The following is a 21,595-nucleotide window of genomic DNA, read 5'->3' as shown; positions in this document are numbered from 1 at the left end:
AGTAAATCTAATCTCATGAAAAACGATTCTACATTCCAATTCCGGTCTTGCAGTTGGTTGTTAGCCCTGGTGCTCTCCATTTGCATGTCAACCTTGGGATACTCTCAGATTCCAGCATGTCCGGCAGGCGCTCCCGGGCCAGCAGGTACTTTGACAGGTCCTGTGGGTGCATTTCCATTCCTGGGTACGCTCAATGGAGCTTGTAATGCAACCGTGCCAGATTTAATTGGGGCACCAGGCAGGTGGTCAGTTACAACCAACCCTGGGTGGGTCTTGATTTCCTACGATCAGGCTCCTTTGGCTGGAACCTTATTGAATTTGCCGCGAACTTCTACTTGTGCAGATGCAGATATTACAGTACAGATTGTTGCTGTATATTTCTATCTGGGCGATCCACTCGATCCGGCAGATAATATATTATGTTCTATTATAGGAAATGACATCTTTAGAATCCAAGATACTGAGGATCCAACTGTCGATAACCCAATCAACAGAACTATTGACGTCATTGCCGGTTGCCAGGTAACCGAAGCCATGATCAGGGCAACGCTTGGTAATGGGGTTGTGGATGACAACTGTACAGACGATGCAACGCTGTTGGCTAATATTACGATATCCGGGGCTCCTTTGACATTGACTTGTCCAACCAGCCCGCAAACTCTTCCTGTAACCTATCAGACAACCGATGCCTGTGGAAATGTATCCAACCTTGGTACCATCAATGTTACCTTAAGAGATTTGACGGCACCGGTTCCAACTTGCGTTCCCGATCAGGCGAGAAACTGGAATGCAGTTTGTCAATATACGGTTGAGGATTTCAGGCCTTTCATTTCTTCCATGGATATTTGTGGCGGTCCCGGCTATACTTACAGCCAAAGGGTGATTGCACCTATAATAGCACCAAACAACACTTTTCCTACAGTTACCGGTGCCGGCTGCCCTTCCAACAGAACTTTAACCATCCGTATCTGTGCACAGGATTGTTTTGGTAACGGACCACTTAATCCAGGAGGTGCAAGCCCAACCATGCCACCTAATTGTTGTACCTTCCTTATCAATATCACAGACAATACTCCACCGGTTGCGCAACCGGCCAATTGTCCTGCACCTGTTCTTCTTACCGCAGATGCAGCTTGTATGGTTACGATTCCGGATTTCAGAAACAGCTCACTGTTCGCTGACAACTGCGATCCGATCATCGACCCAACAGACATTATTCAAGATCCACCTCCGGGCCCATTTGACGCTTCAGGTTTGACCTGTCCGCCAATAGCCATGTTCGATGTGGTATTTACATATACAGATTGTAACGGCAACGGACCTGTTGTACTGACTTGTCCCGACGTGATTTCTATCCAGGATCTCATGGCTCCGGATGATATTACTTGTCCCGTTCCTATGGATACCTTTGATATGGCTATCAATCTGGCAACTTGCCAGTATACATTTGCAACCGTTCCTACCGATTGGTTTGACGGCAGAGCAGTAGCTGAAGACAATTGCGATCCCGACCCGATCGAGCACAATGCAATGGATACCTTTGATTGTACCGAATTGGGCATCCAACCTATAGATGTATGGGCAGAAGATTGCAGCGGTAACGTCAGCGGTGTATTAGCTGCTTGTAATGTATATATTCGTGCCAATCCTATGGATGCGCATTGGACCAACCCGGGTCCGGTATGTATGAGCCAATTGCCATTGGATCTTTGTGCATATATCACCGGTGTTGATTGCGGCGAATGGAGTGGCGACCAGCTCACAGCCGGTCGTTGTGATGCAGGCGGAGGTATTTTCAATCCACCGGCACCTGGTGCTTATGCAGTAACCTATACGGTAGGTGACGCAGATTGCCATGTGGAGTTAACCCGCGTGATTCAGGTTGAGCAAACTTTTGCAGCACCATTCTTAATAGATGATTTCGGAATTTGCTGGTGTCCAGACCAGTTGTTGGATCTGGAGACCTTATTATTGGGATCTGCACCGGAAGGTGGCAGCTGGACCATTTCTAACACCCCAGGTCTGGCATTGAATCTTTTACCTCCTCCAGGTCCGGGTAATTCTCATGCAGCTCGTTACGACGGTGGTTGCGGAGTTGCAACTATAACTTATACTTATAATGATTGCAGCGGAACGAATCCAAGTGATGTGATCCAGATTACAATCAGGGAATGTCCAAAAATATCCTGGGATCTTGCTTCTGATTATTGTCAAGACGAACCTTTCAATCTAAGATGGTTGATTCTGAATGGATGTCAAGATTACATCGTGTCACTCACTGTTCCAGTAGGTCCGGGTCCTAACAATAATATTTTAATTGGCGGAGCACCTATTATTTCGCCACTAAGTACTTTCATCTTCCCAATTTTAAATACGAATATTCCTGCTGGTACTTATGGAATTCAATTGACTTTATCAGATCCAACTGGAATTTGCCTACCCGTATCAGAAGGAAGGGTAATACGCATCTTCCAGGCAGCTGCTCCACAATCCTCAGTTCAAGGCATTAGAAATCCCGGAATCCTTTGTGAAACGGATACCTGGCCTTTGGTGCTTAATTTGATAGATCCCAATGATCTTTCAGGAAATCCATTAACTCCGGACAATGTCAGATGGTTTGGAGGTGGAGTTGATGATACCGGTGTGACTGGAGAGTTTACACCCAATGATTCTGACGGCGATGGCTTCCCTGGCCCCGGCACTTATACAGTTTGTGCCAGCGTTGGAGATCAGCGTTGTGAGCAGATTTATTGTACTTTAATTGAGATAGATAATCACGTACCGGGTACCTGTACTTTGCAGACCTATTCTGCTTGTTTGGAACCTGGTGCTACTATATCCTTTAGTGATCTCCTAGAATCAGATGCCATTCTCGGCGGTAAGTTTACTGTCAATGCCATTTCTGGTAATGTAATGGAGGAATTTAACTACACAGGAGGTGTTCAACAATGGGTTGTTCCAGCTGGTGTAACCCAAATTCAAATTGACGCCTATGGTGCTCAGGGAGGACAAGGAAGCTGGGGCGGATTCTGTGGAACCGGTGGACTTGGAGGTTATGCTTCCGGAACCTTGGCTGTGACTCCTGGTCAGGTTATAAATATTTACGTAGGAGGTCAGGGAGCTGAAGATGATGCTGTGGATATGAATGCGCCTGGTGGATTTAACGGCGGTGGAAATGGTGGATTTGATGATGCCGGCCAAGTTGCCAATGGTGGTGGTGGAGGTGGTGCTTCCGACGTTAGAGTTGGAGGCGTTGCTTTAGGAAATCGCGTGCTGGTTGCCGGCGGCGGTGGTGGTGCAGCTTGTAATTCCGACGGTGGAAATGGTGGTGGACTTACAGGAGATCCTGGAGGATCATTCATAAATTCTATTGGCGGTGGTGGTGGTACACAGGCAGCAGGCGGTTTAGCCGGATTGCTGGTCAGAGGAGCGACTCATGGTAGTTTAGGCCAGGGAGGAAACGGCGGAACAGCAGTGCAAGCTCACGGCTGCGGCGGTGGTGGCGGTGGCTACTACGGTGGTGGTGGTGGAACATCAACCACAGATCATGGCCAAGGCTGGGGTGCAAGTGGCGGTGGTGGATCTTCATATATTGGAGGTGTTACCAGTGGAATAACCAACCCAGGCGTTCAAGCTGGAAATGGATTGGTAAGAATTACTGCCAACAATCCAGCATTTAACGTAGTTGTTGGAGATATGGTTACCGGAATCGTTTATAACGGCGGTTGCGGTACTTTAGAATATGAATACCGGGTAGAAAGTTGTCCTGCAGATATCGTATGTACAGGAATCATCAATATTAGTCAGAAACCACATGCAGACATAACCGGTCCGCAAACCTATTGTGCAAATGACACGGTAGATTATACCTTGAGAAATAATGGAGATGCTCAGGTTTGTGGTGAATTAGGTGTTTGGACAGGACCTGGCGTAACTGATCACGGAAATGGACTTACAGCCTCATTTGATGCATCAGTTGCCGGAGAAGGAACCCATTATGTAATTTATACAATCGGAGTCGATGAGCCCGTTGAGTGCATCGAAACGGATACACTCGAAATGGTGGTTTATGCGGCCAGTGACCCATCGTTCACCATTCCTCAAAATACTTGTGAAGATGTTACAAGTATTACTCTGCAATTGGACAATCCGGATCCTTCCGTAGATGAAGATTCTCCCGATTTTAATGCCGAGGTATACTGGTCAGGCCCTGGTGTTACAGACAATCCAGGAAATGATCCATCAGGAACTTTCAATCCATCTGTTGCAGGTCCGGGTTATCATTTAATCTGTGTCATGACCGGCGAAGGAACTTGTATGAAATTCTCATGCCAGTTGATCGAAGTTCACGAAGTGAGAAATGCATCTTTAGTTAATGACCGTTCTTTAGGATGTTTCGATTTTGATTTTGGTGCAGGTCCATTCATCTATTTTGATCTGAACCAACTCTATTTAGATAACAATACGACCAGAGGTGGAACCTGGTCTGTAATTTCAGGTGTTTCAAGTGTTCGAAATGAAATTTTAGTTGCTGGCCCGGGTTGTCATCAGTTGAGATATACTGTACCTGCAGCCTACGCCGGGGCAACCGGAGGTTGTGCTGAAATGTCTGATGACGTATTTCTCATCCTCAATGAAGAACCACAAACCGAATTTGACTTAGCTGAAGAAGCTTGTTGGGATGGAATTCCCGGCTCTTTGACTTTGGCTACTAATTATACAGGCCAAACCTATGGTAATGGTTCATCTGACAGAACGTATTTGTGGTCTGCGACCTTAGTTTCTGGTGCAGGACCCATTCCAACATTTAATTTGAATAATATTCAGGAGCCTACAATTACGATCCAGGGAGCAGGCGTATTCAACATCTGTTTAACTGAAACGCTGGAATATGCAGCTTGCGGGGCTGCCGGACCAAGTAATTTCTGTTCCAGAACGCATTGCGAATTGTTGAATATCACTCAAACCAATGTGGAGGTGAATCCATCCTGGACACGCCCGAACCCATATCAGTTCTGTACTACAGATCCTTGTATTGATTTGGATGTATTGATCACCGGAAATACCGGAGGAGTTTTCACAGGTACAGGGGTTTCTGTTCAGGGTGCACACCCTAACTATCAATTCTGTCCTGCAGCTGCAGGTCCTGGCACACATGCTATCACCTACACCGTAAACAATGGTGCTGGTTGTACAGCGGTAATGACCCATAATGTTGAGGTTTACGCGCCAGTGAATGCAATCTGTCCTGAAGATGACTTTACCCTGGCTTGTGCGACCAGAAGACTGGGATCTGCTCAGACTTATGGCGGATTTGCAAATGCTAGCGAATTCTTCATTCCGGTCAATATTGAGTCTTACTATACCATGGGTACGTTTGACATGGAAACTTTCTTGTGCCCAGCGGCAACAAGAGGCGGAACATGGTCATTGATCTCAACTCCTGCCAACGCATTGGGTGGTGGTATTACAGGAGCAATAAATGGTGTAAATACCCTGATCTATACGGATCCTGGTTGCTATGTTGTTCAATATACAGTTAGGGCTTGGCCAGGAGCTACTCCAGGTTGTGTTTCGACTATGCAATATCGCCTGACCGTTGGCGAAGAACCTACGCCTAAGTTTACTTTACCTAATGAAATTTGCTGGGCTCCCGGAGTTCCGACCATTTCATACAACATTATTCCAACGTATCTCGAAAGTCAATTACCACATCCACAAACTACTTTATTCCTTCGCGGATTCAGCACCAGCAATGCAGCTGTGGCTACAGTTTCTGCAGGAGGATTGGTAACTATAGTTGGTGCAGGTACGGCAACCATTTGCATGCAGGAGCATTACGATAATTTAAACTGTTCATTTGTTGAATGTCGCAAGGAATATTGTCAGACAATTACAGTTACAAATACAACTACAGCTTCTTCTCCAAACTGGACTGGATTTGGTCCGATTTGCGTTGATGCAGCTTGTGTAGATCTGGACGCATTAGTTACAGGTACTCCTGGCGGTGTTTTCACCGGACAAGGTGTTTCTGTTTCCGGTGCACATCCAAATTATGTGTTCTGTCCTGCTACTGCCGGAGTCGGAACTCATGTAGTTACTTATACAGTTAATTCACCTGATGGATGTACCAACGTGATGTCCAGAAATATCATTGTTGCACCTCTGGCGAATGCTACACTTGCCAATAAACAAATTCCTTGTGTTGTTGAACCGGGTGGTGTGATTCCATTGTCTGTATTGTTTGCAAGTACTGCAACTTCTGCAGGTGGAACCTGGTCATTTGCCAACACTCCACCAGCGGGTGCACAGATCATGGGTAACAATTTGGTTTATACACAGGCAGGATGTTACTGCTTTACATATACCGTGGCCACCGTCCCCGGTGCTACTTCAGGTGGATGTTTTGCTCAAGGATCAGCTTGTCTGCAGATCTCAGAGCAGCCTACACCTAACTTCAGTGTACAGAATGAGATTTGTTGGTCTGCAAATGACCCGGTTACAGTCTTTACTCCGTTAGTAAACAGTCCTAATTATGATCCTGCAGGTACAGTAAGCAGAACATGGGCTACAAATCCGGCTGTATTACCTGCTATTAGCTTGAATGGAGCAACCGGAGCATTTACCATCAACGGCCCTGTGCCTCCTGGTGGTTTGAACTTCCAGTTGTGTATGACTGAAAACATAACAACTGCAGCTTGCGGGCCATCTACCGGACCTAATCCTGCAACTCCTGGAAATCCACAGATCATTTGTTCTGAAACGACTTGTGAGCTGATTGTGATCCGCGATGGAACCTTATTAAATGCTTCGTTCACAATTACTCCGACGAATCCTTGCGTTGGCCAGGCAGTGACTTTAATTCCTGTAACTCCTGGCGGTACATTTACCGGCGCAGGTGTTACGAATCCCGGAAATGGCGGAAACGGAACATTTGTTCCTACTTCTTGCGGAGTCTATGCTGTGACTTATATCGTAGATGATCCAAACGGATGTAATAATTCTTATACATTAAATATTTATACAGATACGGTTCGTCCGGTTCTGAATTTACCAGCAAACATCGTTGTTGATTGTCAGGCAAACCTTACTCCTTCCATGGCTGCATGGGCAGCCGGAGCAAGTGCAACTGATAATTGCGGTGCGGTTACAGTCACCAGCAGAATATTCGACAGACAGTCTTCCTGCAGTCCGGGAACCGGAACTTATGTGTTCCAGTTTACAGCTACAGATTTCTGTGGAAATACGACTGTTGGTTATGCTAATTATACTGTCAGAGATGTTACACCTCCTGTGGTTACTGGTGGTGGCAATCTCGTCATCGAATGCGGTAACGATGTTTATGCAAGAGTGTACCAATGGATTGACAGCCATGCGGGTGCAATAGCAACCGATGCTTGTGACGGATCACCATACTTGCTGTGGAGCAACAACTTCAATGGTATCATCAATAACTATTGTGGTGCTCCTGTACCTGTTACATTTACGGTAAGAGACCGTTGCGGAAATTCTACAAGTTTCACATTTACACTGCAGGTGCGCGATCAAACACCACCAATCTGGAATGTCAGACCTGTGAACGCAACATTTGAATGCGACAATACTACCGATCCTTATTCTCAGGTTTCTGCCTGGTTAAGATCGAACGGAGATGGAATTGCATTAGACTCTTGTTTCACTTCTGTAAGCTATATCAATAATTTCAACGGTTTGACCGGAGGTTGCAACCGCAATACGGGTTCTGCGCTGGTTACTTTCTGGGCTATTGATGCCTGCGGTAACAGTTCATCTGCACAGGCAACTGTTGCGGTGGTAGATAGAACTCCTCCTGAAATTACATCTGCTGCAAAAGATACAGTTGTTGAATGCGATGGATTGGGCAATACTCGTGAATTCGCAGTATGGATCGCCAATCACGGTGGTGCCAGAGCTACAGACCTTTGCAGTGGTGTCAGCTGTGGTCCGATTGCGGGTGCAAGAGCTGCATTTGTAACCGGAACTTCTCTGCCCTGGGGTGGAGGACCCGGATATGATGATTATACGACTTCGATGAATCAAATATTCGGTGCTGGCAATTGGGATCAATTCAATTTCAATGCTCCTGCCGGAACTATATTCTCTCAGAATTACAGGTTTATTTATCTGGATGGTAGCGATGGAAGTGCAGATGAATTTAACGCGTTTGTGAATGCTAACAGAACCTTAGTTGAAGGATGGGTAGCATGCGGAGGTCGCTTATTCCTGAATGCTGCGCCTAATGAAGGTGGAAATATTGATCTTGGTTTTGGAGGTGTTCAGATCTTGTATAATCAAGCGAGTACGCTGATTAACAGTGTGGTTGCTTCAGGTGCAATTCTCAATGGCCCTTACCAACCAACCGGTACCAATTATACTGGCAACTTCTATGCACATGCAATCGTTGGACCTCCAACCATGGTGGTGATGATCCGCGAAAACGGCGGTGCCAACAGGCCTGTATTTGCTCAGACCTTATGGGGTTCAGGCGTGGTAATGTTTGGAGGTATGACTGCTTCCGGATGGCATCAACCTCAACCTAATGCAAGAAATCTGAGATGGAATATTCTCGACCGCCTGAATACTATAACATTACAAAATGATATCAACCGTCTGACCGATGGAATATTTGTTTGGGATACGACATTAATGCGTACGGAAGTTACATGTGGTCAAAACCGCATACTTACTTACATGTTTAATGCCCTTGATTCTTGCGGTAACATCTCAAATGCTTCCATTGCTAAATTCATCGTTCGCGATACTACACCTCCGGTTTGGGTAGCTAATCCAACCAATGAAATTGTAGAGTGCGATGGAAGAGGTAACGTAGCTCAATTGAATGCATGGTTGGCAATAAACGGAAGAGGCATTATTTTGGGTGATCCATGTAATGGAACTGTTCGTTTTGAACACGACCAGGTTCGCGAATACGATCGTTGCAGCAATACCGATAGTGTTGTTTACAGATTTACAGCAATTGACTGTTCTGGTAATTCTTCAACGAGAGAAGCTTCCTTTATCATTCGCGATACCAGACCGCCAACATTGGTTACTCCTGCAAGAGATACAACTTTAAGTTGTGCTAATCTTTCAGGTAATAATGATGATGAACTGATCAGCTGGTTGAACAGAAGAGCTTATTTCTCTACGACAGATGAGTGTAGTGATGTGATCAATTACTCCAATAATTACGATGTGAATAATTGGGTGTTGGGTTGCAGCAATACCAGGTATATCGATGTGACTTTCTTTGCAATAGATGATTGTGGTAATGTGACCAGCGATGTGGGTCGTTTCGCTATTGTCGATAACGAGCGTCCTAGATTCCTGAACTGTCCTCCACCGATCGTTCAAAATGCAGAAAAAGACCATTGCGATGCTTATGTAACGGTGCCTAAATTGGTTGCTACAGATAACTGTACTCAATCCGATAGCATTGTGATTACGCAGATCTATGGACCAAATCCAACGCAATACAGATTCCCTGTTGGAACAACCATATTGAAATACGAAGCAAGAGATCTTTGCAACAACAGAGATACTTGTACAATCAAAGTTGTGGTCAACGATTACTGGGATGTTCCAGTCATTACTTGTCCTGGAGATTTCGATCTGGTTAATACACCGGGAGTTTGTGGTACCAATAACGTTCAGGGATTGGCTCCGACTTCAGTTACGGATGTTTGTCCTCACACTGCAGTTCTCTATGATATAACCAACGAAGCAGGTGATACCATTAAGAAAGGTATTCGCGATGCAAGCGGTAGCAACTTCCCGAAAGGCTTGAATAAAGTTTGTTATACAGTACAGGATCAACCCATCTTACTGATCACCGAAGTGACTCAACAATTAGGTGGAACGCTGGTAGGCGCTACAAGCCCTGTACCGGCATTCATTTCACCTGCTGATGTCAATGGCGATTATATAGAAATTACAAACTTCGGTCCATCAGCTATTGATGTAAGTTGTTTGTCATTACAAATCTTTGAAGGCAGAACTTTGGTAGGTACTTACACCCTGCCTAATATGCCTGGACCGGTGCTTCCTTCTGGTGGTGTACTGACCTTACACGTTGGTGCTGCCATCGCTGGTTTCCCCGACAATCCTGCTCAGTTCTTCTTCAACATGAATTTATCTGAAACTACCATTGGTACTCCTCGCGGATACGTGCTCAACCATTTAGGTTTGAGAAATGTGGATGCAGTGACTACAAATGGATTTAATATCGTTGGCTTGGGTACACCTCCAATGACGGCTGCTGGCTGGAGTGGAACAAGTGTTACCAACACCAACAGAGGTTCTTACTACAGATGGTGCATTTTCGATCGCAATATTGCTGACGACTGGAGACTTGCAGAAGCATGCGAACCAGCTTCTATCGGCCGTATGAATCCGATCTTACAACAATATGTATTCCCAGCAAATGGTTTGACTACTTCTGTTCAGACAATTGCTGCACAAAAGGATACTTGTTGCTTCAATGTAAGAGTAAGCGATCTCGAAATACCCATGTGTGCAACAAACGATACTTTATTGCCAAATGGAAATACAGGCACATTCAGCGGCCCGGGTTGTTACCTGTTTACGCTTAACGTACCGGTAAATCCTCCAACGAAGATTATCGATGTATGGGTAAGAAATGTAAACCTGAGTGTTACAAATTTTGCTACCATAGAGGCTACTTTGATCCATCCCGATGGAACACGGATCAGGTTGTGGAATGACGGAACTTGTAATGGTTCGACCAATTTCATCGCAAGCAGAATTTCTGATCTGGATGCCACATTGGTTGCCAATGCAGTTTGTGCGAATCTGGCAGCAGGTAATAACTACAGACCAGATCAGGCTTTGGCAGGTTTATGTCCAAAATCAGCTGCTGGTACATGGAGACTGGAAATCGAAAACAATTCTCCGACTCCTTCAACCATTACATTAAACAGCTGGGGATTGACCGTGATCTCTCAAAGAGCCTACGCTCAAGGAGATACTACATTCAACAACGATCTCGACCAATGCGGTGCCAACTTTATGTGGATCCACCCAACAGTGATGGATAACTGCTGTATGGGTACTGTGGATGTCGAATACATTCCAATACCTGTTCCGGGATGTCCGTTACATGTGGTACCAACTGGTGGAAGAGTTGCAGGAGGTACAAAGACTACTCAGTTCTTTGGAGTGGGTACAACAAGAGTGGTTTATACCCTGACTGACATGTCTGGAAATACCGGTTCATGTGAATTCAGTGTAACCATCAGAGACAATCAGGCACCTGTATTTACCAATTGCCCCAAAGATTATTCAATTAATCTTCCTGGTGGTGACTGCTTTGCCTTCCTCGAAATCAATCCGGCACTTTGGGCGGACGACAATTGCGATTCCGTTAGAATAGATGTAAATCCACCATTGAATACTCAATTGGGTATCGGAAGCCACAAAATAGTGGCGACTGCTACTGACAAAGCTGGAAACAGCACGATGTGTATGTGGACGATTACAGTAATTGAAGCAACTCCAAGTGGTAATGACCTTGCTTGCGTTGATGAAATCAACTTCTCTTTAGGTCCGGATTGCCGCGGAGAGATCACAGCAGACGAATTGTTGGCTGGTATCAAATACGGTTGTAAAGACAACTTCCAATTGATCGTACAGGATTGGATCACTGGCCAAACTCATAGCACCATATTTACTATTGCAGATATTGGCAGATACTTCAAAGTGACTGTTATTGATCCTGTAACTGGAAATAAATGCTGGAGTAAAGTATTCGTTGAATACAAAGCCACACCGAGAATTACTTGTCCTCCAGATCTTTCAGTGGATTGTAATTCATTATTGGATCCGGATGCATTAGGTTATCCAACAATTACCAGCTGTATCATTGATTACGATGTTCATTACGACGATACCATCCAGAAAGCAAAAGATTGTGACTTCCCATTTGTATTCATTATTCACAGGACATTTACAGTGACTAATGAATTGGGCAACAGTTCACAGTGTAAGCAAACAATCTGGGTCAGAGGATTTGATCTCAATTCAATCAGCTGGCCAAGAAATTACGACAATCTCGATCTTCCTGCTTTGAGTTGCGATGCGAAGATTTACAATAAAGATGTGACACCTCATATCATTCCACAGCCATATTGTGTTGATGGATATCTGCTCGATAGTGCTTATTGGTATGCAACTGGTGGTGATCCTTCAATCGTAGATCCATTTGCACGAGATCTGAGCGGCGACAGGTTGCCAAAAACACTTGGCTGGAATTGTATCGATGGTGGAGTGAATAATGGTCATCCATCTCCAACGGCCATCTATTACGACGAGCATCCAAACTGGAGAAATGCCAGAGCTTGCTGGGGACCAAACCAGGTTGTTAAATGGCATGGAACCGGAGCTCCTCATTTGAACGGTACACCATTGACAGAAAACAATAAGAATTGTAACCTTTCAATCCGCTACGACGATGAAGTTTACGATATCTGTGAAAACGGTTATGAAATTCTTCGTTACTGGAAAGTGCGCAATATGTGTTTACCTCCTGCAGCAGGTATCAATCCTGTTGAATGGATCCAGGTAATCAAAGTACTCGATCAGGAAGGACCAAAAATTCTTTATCCGGATACAGTGGTTGTAGGTACAGGACCTTGGACCTGCGATGGAACCTGGGAAGTACCTTCACCATGGATTACCGACAACTGTGCTGATTCAGTAAGATATTCTGTCAGAACCTGGACAGGTACGGCTATTCAGCAGGCAGACGGAAGCTGGATTGTTATCAATATGAAATTAGGTATCTGGCCGGTAGTAATTACTGCTGAAGATGCTTGTGGTAACAAGACAGAGAAAGTGATAAAAGTAAATGTTATTGATAATACTCCTCCAACTGCAGTTTGTGATCGCAACATCGTAGTGGGTATCAGTGGAAATCAATCTCCTGGAGAAAACTTCGGAAAGATTTTTGCCGAAGACATCAACGATGGATCGTTCGACAATTGCAAACCGCATATTTTCTTCAAAGCGATCCGCATGGAGCACCTGAGAAGCACTAATAACGGTAGCAATGCGAACCAGGCTGATAACGGAACCAACTGTGCCGGCATCAATGGTGATGACAATGCAGTGTTGGATGGAAATCAGATCTATTTCGATGATCATATTAAATTCTGCTGTTCTGATGTGAACCAGAAAATAATGGTGGTCTTGAGAGTATTTGATGTAGACCCAGGTGCTGGACCGATTTCACCTGCAAGAATGAACCAAACGGGTAACCTGTTTGGTAGATTTAGCGATTGCATGATCGAAATCGAAGTTCAGGACAAAGGAGTTCCTACTGTAGTAGCACCACCAAATATCGTAGTAAGCTGTTGGTTCTGGTTTGATGTTGATAAACTGGACGATCCTACAGATCCTACATTCGGTAGAGTAGTTACAGATTTGAGCGACAGAAAGAAAGTGGTAACCAACGATTTGGTATGTTATAACTATTGCGTAAGAAATGATATTACTGGCTATCCTGGATTTGTTCCTGGTGCACCACCTTCAAATCCACCGGCATGGAACCGTGCTTGTGAATATTATCAGCAATTGTTTGACACAGCACACGCTGATCGCAAACACGAACTGACATGGGGATTTGACGGATATGTTCTAAGCAATTGTGGAAACAATCCAACCATCAGTGTAAACGACAATCGCGAATGCGGTCAGGGTCAATTGACCAGAACTGTTGTGGCTCGCGGACCTAACGGTATCAGCGTCACTGCAACTCAGACTATCTGGGTGGTTGACTGCGATCCTTTCTACATCAACCGTGCGGACAATTGTGACTCTGATGATGATATTACCTGGCCAGGAAACTGTACAGGTCAGGCAACAACCATCGCTGGTTGTGGTGCAGATTTAAGCCCGGATAATCCGCTGTTGGGTAGACCTACTGTTGAAAACGGAGCAGACGATCTGTGTTCATTGATCAGTATTGAACATTTCGATGAAGTGTTCACCATCGAGCCAGATGCTTGCTTCAAGGTTCTTCGTAAGTGGGTTGTTATTGACTGGTGTCAATATGATCCTAGTCTTGATCCTGAAAATGGAAGATGGGAATACTTACAGATTATTAAAGTAACCGATACTGATAAACCTGTAGTTTCTATCACTGTTGGCGATTGTGAGCCTGCTGTGAAAACGAATGGAGTTTGCTACGGACATATCAACATCACTGCTGATGCAACTGATAACTGTAGCCCGCTTGACTGGTTATTCTACGAATACAAAATCGATTTCTTCAACGATGGAAAAGGAGCATACTCCGGTAAAGATGCCGTAGTTGGTCCGTTGACCCGTAAAGAATTCGCTGCCGGTCGTACACCATTGTTCCACGACAATCCATATGCAGATAATGAAAATGATCCATTCAGCGCTAGCGGTACTTATCCAATAGGTATTCACAACATCTGCTGGCATGTTGAAGATGGTTGCGGAAACGTGGGTATTACTTGTCAATTGTTTGAAGTGAAGGACTGCAAAGCTCCAACTCCATACTGTTTGACTGGTGTCATCACTGTTCCAATGCCAACCAGCGGTTGTGTGACCATTTGGGCAAAAGACCTCGACAGAGGAAGCTTTGATAATTGTACAGATGCTGATGATTTAGCATTCTACTTTGACGGTGATCCAACGAAGACCAGCATTACTATCTGCTGTTCTGACTTTGTTGCCGCTGGTGCGAATGACGAATTGGTAGTTGATGTTCAAATGTGGGTTGAAGACGAAGAAGGAAATACAGATTACTGTAAAACGGTTGTAATCGTTCAGGACAATCAGGATATCTGTCCTGACGGATTGAAGAAAGGACGTATTACCGGTGATCTGGTTACTGAAAAAGGAGATGAAACAGAATCTGCAAATGTTCAGATGTATGTTGGTGCTCAAATGATGCGTGAGGTTACCACAAAGAAAGATGGACACTTCATGTTTGGTGATTTGAACTATGGACCGACTTCTGAATATCTGGTTAGACCACTGCGCAACGATAATCATGTAAATGGAGTATCTACCGCGGATATCGTGAAGATCCAGAGACATATTCTGAGTATTGAATATCTGAATTCGCCCTATAAGATCATTGCAGCTGATGTCAACAGCAGTGCTTCTATTACAGCATCTGATGTTACTGAAATCAGAAAACTGATCCTTGGTGTTAATTCAGAATTTACAAAAGTTCAATCCTGGACATTTGTACCAAAAGAGTATGTATTCCCGAATCCATCTGTACCGTATAATGCTCCTCGCGAAAAAATGATTCAGATGCCAGATGCATCTACACATAACGAGGACTTTGTTGCAGTTAAAATGGGTGATGTAACGGGTAATGCGATTGCTAATAATGTGACGGCATCAACGACCAGAACTAAAGAACGCTTGAATCTGGAAATTGAAACCGGAAAATTAGTAGCCGGTGAGTCCTATACTGTTGAATTCAAGTCTAGCAACTTCACTGAAATCATCGGATACCAGTTCACACTGAATTTTGACAATACTGCCATGTTCTTTGAGAAATTTGAATCCGGAGTACTTCAGTTGGATGAAACCAACTTCGGTATGGCTCATATCGATGCTGGAAAGATCACTACCAGCTGGAACAACAGAGAAGCTCAAAGCTTTGAAGCAGATGAAGTATTGTTCTCCATCACATTTAAGGCTCTGAAGAATTCAAGCATCACTGAACTTCTGGCGATCACCAGCGATGTAACCTATGCTGAGGCTTACAATTCTAAACTTGAAGAAAGAGGAGTTGAATTAGGCGTACGCACTGATAACGGCGTTGTTGAAAGCGGAGTATTTGAGTTGTATCAGAATTCACCAAACCCATTTGATGTGGAAACTGTTATCAATTTCAGATTGCCAAATGCTGCTCCTGCGCTGCTTACCATTTACGATGTAACCGGTAAGGTGATCAGAGTTTACGATATCAAAGGAGTGAAGGGATTGAATTCAATCCGCATAGACAAAGATGAAATCAATGCCAGCGGAGTATTGTACTATCAATTAGATGCTGCTGATCATACAGCAACAAAGAGAATGACAAAACTGAAATAAGCTTCAGGCTTAGAAATGAATAAAAAAAGCCTTCCCATTCGGGAAGGCTTTTTTTTATGTTCAAGAGAAGCATCGTCTTGTTTCGATGGAGATTTTAAATGTGAATGTTTGCCTTGAAATTGAGAGGAAGTGGAAGTTTATAAATTAACGAAATTCTTTTTGGAACTCAGGGGTGAACAGATTAACTGTTTTTCTTTTTCAGACCGGAACACTATTCATTTCCAAAGAGCAAATACTGGACCTGCATATACCAAATGAACTGGCGCAATCTTTTTTGAGCTGAAGAATTAGACTCCAGGGTAATTTTTTGAGATTAAAATTTCCAGTGTTTTCATGGCAGCTTCGGTTACTGAAGTGCCGGGACCAAATACGGCAGAAACACCTGATTCCAGTAAAAATGGAATGTCTGCATCTGGGATGACACCACCCACTATAACAAGGATGTCTGATGCGTTTTGAGCACGCAATGACTGGATCAATTCCGGGAGCAGCGTTTTATGACCAGCAGCAAGTGTTGAAATTCCAATGATGTGAACATCGTTTTCAATAGCCTGTTTTGCGGCTTCCGGGGGTGTTTGAAATAAAGGGCCCATATCGACATCAAAACCCAGATCGGCAAAACCTGTGGCGATGATTCTTGCACCCCGGTCATGCCCATCCTGCCCAAGTTTGGTTACCAGAATTCGGGGCCGTCTTCCATCCAGGTCTGTAAATTTATCTGAGAGGGATCTCACCTTATCGATGATTTCTGTATTGGCAAAATTTCTGAGGTACACGCCGGTAGCTATTTTCGTTTGTGCAACATACCTGCCAAAAACCTTTTCCAGAGCATAACTGATTTCACCCAGAGTTGCACGGGCTTTGGCCGCTTCAATTGCTTTTTCGAGAATATTGCCTTGCTGATTGCGGGCAACATCTTCGAGTTGTTGCAAAGTTAATTCAACGCGAGACGCATCCCTTGTTTTTTTGATTTGTTCCAGTCGTGCCAATTGTTCCTTCTTTACCAAATCGGTATCTATTTCGAGTATATCAAAGTCCATTTTGCTTTCAGAGCGAAATACATTGACACCAATGATTTGTTCTTTTCCAGAATCGATTGCCGCCTGTTTTTTTGCAGCCGCAGCTTCAATCCTCATTTTTGGAAGGCCCTTCATAATGGCCTTGGTGATGCCTCCTTCCTCTTCGATTTCGCGTATCAGGATTTTCGCCCGATGGTACAATTGTGTTGTGAGATATTCGACATAATACGATCCGCCAAAAGCATCCACAGCTTTAGTCAGGAGCGTTTTTGACTGAAGGTATATTTGTGTATCTCTGGCGATTTTTGCTGAAAAAACCGTAGGCAGCGCAATGGCTTCGTCCAGTGAATTGGTGTGCAATGATTGCGTTCCTCCCAGAATTGCAGATAAAGCTTCAATGGTTGTTCTGGAAATATTATTCAATGGATCTTGAGCGGTCAGGCTCCATCCGGAAGTCTGGCAATGAGTTCTTAAAGCCAGCGATTTTGGATTTTTTGGTTGCAATTCAGCGATAAGCTCAGACCAAAGCCTACGTGCTGCACGCATTTTGGCAATTTCCATAAAGAAATTCATTCCAATTCCCCAAAAAAAAGAAATCCGGGGTGCAAAGTCGTCGACATCCAAACCGGCTGCCATACCGGTCCGAACATATTCAAGACCGTCTGCCAGGGTAAAGGCTAATTCGATGTCTGCTCCCGCACCCGCTTCCTGCATATGGTAACCACTAACACTAATGCAGTTGAATTTTGGCATATGCCTGGAGCAATATGAAAAAATATCACCTATGATGCGCAAGGATGCTTCAGGAGGATAGATATAGGTATTGCGGACCATGAATTCTTTGAGAATATCATTCTGGATGGTGCCGCTTAATTTCCCGAGTTCAACTCCCTGTTCCAAAGCTGTGGCTATATAGAAGGCCATGATGGGAATTACAGCACCATTCATGGTCATGGAAACAGAAATTTCGCCTAATGGAATTCCATCGAATAAAACTTTCATGTCCTCAATGGAATCGATGGCAACTCCCGCTTTGCCTACATCTCCACTTACCCTGGGGTGGTCTGAATCATACCCACGGTGTGTTGCCAGATCAAAAGCTACAGATAAGCCCTTCTGTCCGGCAGCGAGATTTCGTCTGTAAAATAGATTGCTTTCTTTTGCATTAGAAAAGCCTGCATACTGCCTGATTGTCCAGGGTTGATTGACATACATGCTTGCATAGGGTCCGCGGAGATAAGGGGGGATACCCGACACAAAAAATTTATGCTGAGGGTCTGATTCGACCTCCCTGGCAAAAGCATATATCGGGATGGATTCTGCGGATACGAACAACTGTTCTTGCGGAATTTTATTTTCAAAATCCGTTTGGAGAGTCCTGCTTAATATTTTTTTTAGCTCAAGCATTTTGACTTCAGAGTTCTTTCCTTTGAGAATACCAATTTTTAGTCTTGGTTGGTGAAATCGTAATTTTATTAATTTCTTCCAGATAGATTTTTAAGCCCATCATGGCGTATGCTTCGTTGTCGCAATCATCTTTAATGAATGATAAAAACTGATCCGTGTTTTTGGCAACAAACGAGGTGTCGAAATTCCCCGAAATAAATTCAGGATGGTTCAATACAAATGTGCCATAATCGAGGGTGGTTTCGATGCCATCAATTTCGTAACTTTCAATTGCTGTTTTTAGTTTGTGTATGGCTTCTTTGCGATTTTTAGCGTGTACAATGAGTTTCGCGATCAGCGGATCATAATGCAGCGGTATTTCCATGCCTTCCAGGTATCCGTGATCTACCCGGATCCCTTCTCCCATTGGAATTTGGTAAGTTCGGAGTTGTCCGATGGAAGGAAGGAAATTATTGAGTGGATCTTCTGCGCAAATTCTGAGTTCAATGCTGTGCCCATGGATCTGAAGATCAGATTGCTTAAAGGGAAGGGTCTTTCCTTCTGCAATTTCAATCTGCAATTGCACAAGATCCAATCCGGTGATCATCTCGGTTACCGGATGCTCTACCTGTAAGCGGGTATTCATTTCCAGGAAATAATAGTGCAAGTTTTCATCGACCAGAAATTCAACGGTTCCGGCCCCAACATACCCACAAGCCAATGCCAGCTTTAAGGCATCTGTGCCCATCTTATCTCTGAGAATTGGATCAAGACAAGTCGATGGTGCTTCTTCTATGATTTTTTGATGTCGTCTTTGTATACTGCATTCCCGTTCGAAGAGATAAACACCATTTCCATATTGATCTGTGAGAATTTGAATTTCAATATGTCTGGGACTTAGAATTTGTTTTTCAATAAAGACCGCGCCATCTCCAAAAGAAGCGAGGGCTTCACTGGAAGCTGATTTTAATTGTGTTTCCAGATCTTCTGGTTTGGTGACCAGCCTCATGCCTTTTCCTCCGCCTCCTGCAGAAGCTTTAATTAATAAAGGATATCCGGTTTGTTCTGCTATTTTTTTTGCTGATGTTATATCTTTTATGGGTTCGTCAGTACCTGGTACCAGAGGCACATTAAGTTTTCTGGCAAGTTGCTTGGCCTTGATCTTGGATCCCATTTGCAACATCGAATGCGCGGATGGGCCTATGAAACGGATCCCTTCTACTTCAAGTTTTTTTGCAAATTCGGGATTCTCGCTAAGAAATCCATAACCCGGATGTATGGCGTCTGCTCCGCTTTTTCTTGTTACATCGGCGATTCTATCCATCCTCAGATAGGAATCTCTTGAAGCTGCTTCGCCAATCAGGTAAGCTTCATCTGCGAGTTGGGTGTGTAATGCATGTGTATCGGCATCGCTGAACACCGCAACGGTTTTGATGCCCATTTTTTTTGCAGTTTTAATAATCCTTACTGCAATTTCTCCCCGGTTTGCTATCAGTATTTTACGAATCATTCTTGATTTTTTTTTGCAGCGTTGACCATATGGCATTTGCATATTTCACCGTTAAATCATCTATATGGTAGGAACCTGCGAGAGGATCTCTTAAACCATTTAGTTTAGATTCCTGTATCAGAATATGTTGCAAATGGATGCTGGTTTTTTTCCATTTCAATTCCACATCCATTTCATTTTCAAAGGGCAGTTCCGGAATCAAATAATCCACTCCACCCAGAATGGCAGATGTTGAAATAGAGCTTGCAACGATGAGATTATAATGTTGGTTATCGCTAAAGCATGAAGAATTTATTCTCCCTTCAAATTTATAATCAATATCAATTTCAAATAAATCAACAATATTTTTGACAACAATCCGGAAGGCGCGCAGAAAAGCAATGTTTAATATGAAATCATCCTGAAGATAAAATTTGAATGTCAAACTTTTTACGTGGCCTAAATCTACCGATATCAATTTGATTGCATTTAACAAAATGGTGCTTGCCGGGCTTAATTTTAAATCGGAGATTGAAAATTGTGCATTGTCAAATATCCCGGAAGAAAAAATATTCTGCGTATTGCTAATAAATCGTTGGGATGATTTCAATTCGCTTTTGAGGAATGTATGTAGATGCTTATAGGTCTCAAATTTGTCGGGAAAAATCCAACTGGACTGAAAGTAATCAAATCTCACATTTTGAAACAACCATGCCAATTGAACAGCATCCAGATTTTCAATCACATTGAACACCAGATATTCGACGCCGTTATCCAACGCCAAAGACAAATGATTCTGTGCACGTTCAAGATTGACCAGATTTATCAAGGTTCCCGGATGCCATTTTTCAGGCATAAGTGATGCGATGTTTAATTTTGAATCAACGGGCAGATCTGTATAAAATGAGAATGGATCGCGATGAATAGCATTGAGATCGTTGAAACCGTTCAGTAAATTCTCAACAGATGGATTATCTTGAAGGACCTGGTTTAACCAGCTCTTTTTCGTTTGTTGCGGCCAGTTTATCTCATCAATGGGCATCCTCGGACGATTCAAATAGGATCAAAGTTTGATTTTTTTCAACTTTATCAGATTTTTCAACTGAAATTTCTCTGACAATTCCGGAGTGTTGAGATCGCAAAATGTTCTCCATTTTCATGGCTTCCAGTGTGATTAAATGATCGCCCTTTTCAATTTTTTGGCCGGGTTTTACCAATATATCGAGCACCAGACCAGGCATTGGGGCCACCAACGCATCGTCATACATGGAATGCGTTTTGTTGAATCCCAATTCTCCAATGAGCTGAGCAAGTGGATTTTCAATTCTGATGACCTTTTTCTTACGTCCAATTTTGAGCTTGATAATCCCATTTTGGGGGTCAGACTCTAATAATTGGGCATTGAAATGTGAATTTTCGATTCGTAACTGGTATTTATTATTTACCAGACTATGCAGATCACATAAATTGGTGTGATCCATGTCAAAATCGAAGGATTGTCCATCACAATGGACTCTGAAACCGGAATTCTTTTTAGCATTCATTGTCAGGGCTGCAAAGATAACAATGCCTAAGGATGAAG

Annotated in this window: 5 protein-coding genes; 1 reads left to right on the top strand and 4 read right to left on the bottom strand. The window is 43.7% G+C overall.

Features of this window, described 5'->3' with window-relative positions; translation table 11 throughout:
* Positions 1 to 15: 15 nt before the first annotated feature.
* A complete protein-coding gene (locus tag IPM34_11270) occupies positions 16 to 16,119 on the top strand; it encodes an HYR domain-containing protein (protein MBK8956119.1) in 16,104 nt (5,367 codons plus the stop codon).
* A gap of 287 nt (positions 16,120 to 16,406) precedes the next feature.
* Here the strand turns inward: IPM34_11270 and scpA are convergent, their stop codons facing one another.
* The 4 genes from scpA to IPM34_11250 are packed head-to-tail and all read right to left on the bottom strand — an operon-like array spanning position 16,407 to position 21,557.
* The gene (scpA, locus tag IPM34_11265) at positions 16,407 to 18,545 is read right to left on the bottom strand and encodes a methylmalonyl-CoA mutase (protein MBK8956118.1); all 2,139 of its coding nucleotides are present in this window, start codon (positions 18,543 to 18,545) and stop codon (positions 16,407 to 16,409) included.
* A 7-nt stretch (positions 18,546 to 18,552) separates the two neighbouring features.
* Positions 18,553 to 20,031, bottom strand: a complete 1,479-nt coding sequence (locus IPM34_11260) for an acetyl-CoA carboxylase biotin carboxylase subunit (GenBank protein MBK8956117.1) — start codon at positions 20,029 to 20,031, stop codon at positions 18,553 to 18,555.
* The gene (locus tag IPM34_11255) at positions 20,024 to 21,055 is read right to left on the bottom strand and encodes a hypothetical protein (protein MBK8956116.1); all 1,032 of its coding nucleotides are present in this window, start codon (positions 21,053 to 21,055) and stop codon (positions 20,024 to 20,026) included. Before IPM34_11255 ends, IPM34_11260 begins: the two co-directional genes overlap by 8 nt.
* Complete coding sequence (locus IPM34_11250; protein ID MBK8956115.1) at positions 21,045 to 21,557, bottom strand: acetyl-CoA carboxylase biotin carboxyl carrier protein subunit; 513 nt, start codon at positions 21,555 to 21,557, stop codon at positions 21,045 to 21,047. The genes IPM34_11255 and IPM34_11250 overlap by 11 nt, the downstream gene beginning before the upstream one ends.
* Positions 21,558 to 21,595: the final 38 nt, after the last annotated feature.

It is taken from the genome of Saprospiraceae bacterium (assembly GCA_016716185.1).
GTDB lineage: Bacteria > Bacteroidota > Bacteroidia > Chitinophagales > Saprospiraceae > Vicinibacter.
The sequence above is the reverse complement of the archived record's forward strand: the minus strand, read 5'-3'. Positions and strand labels throughout refer to the sequence as shown.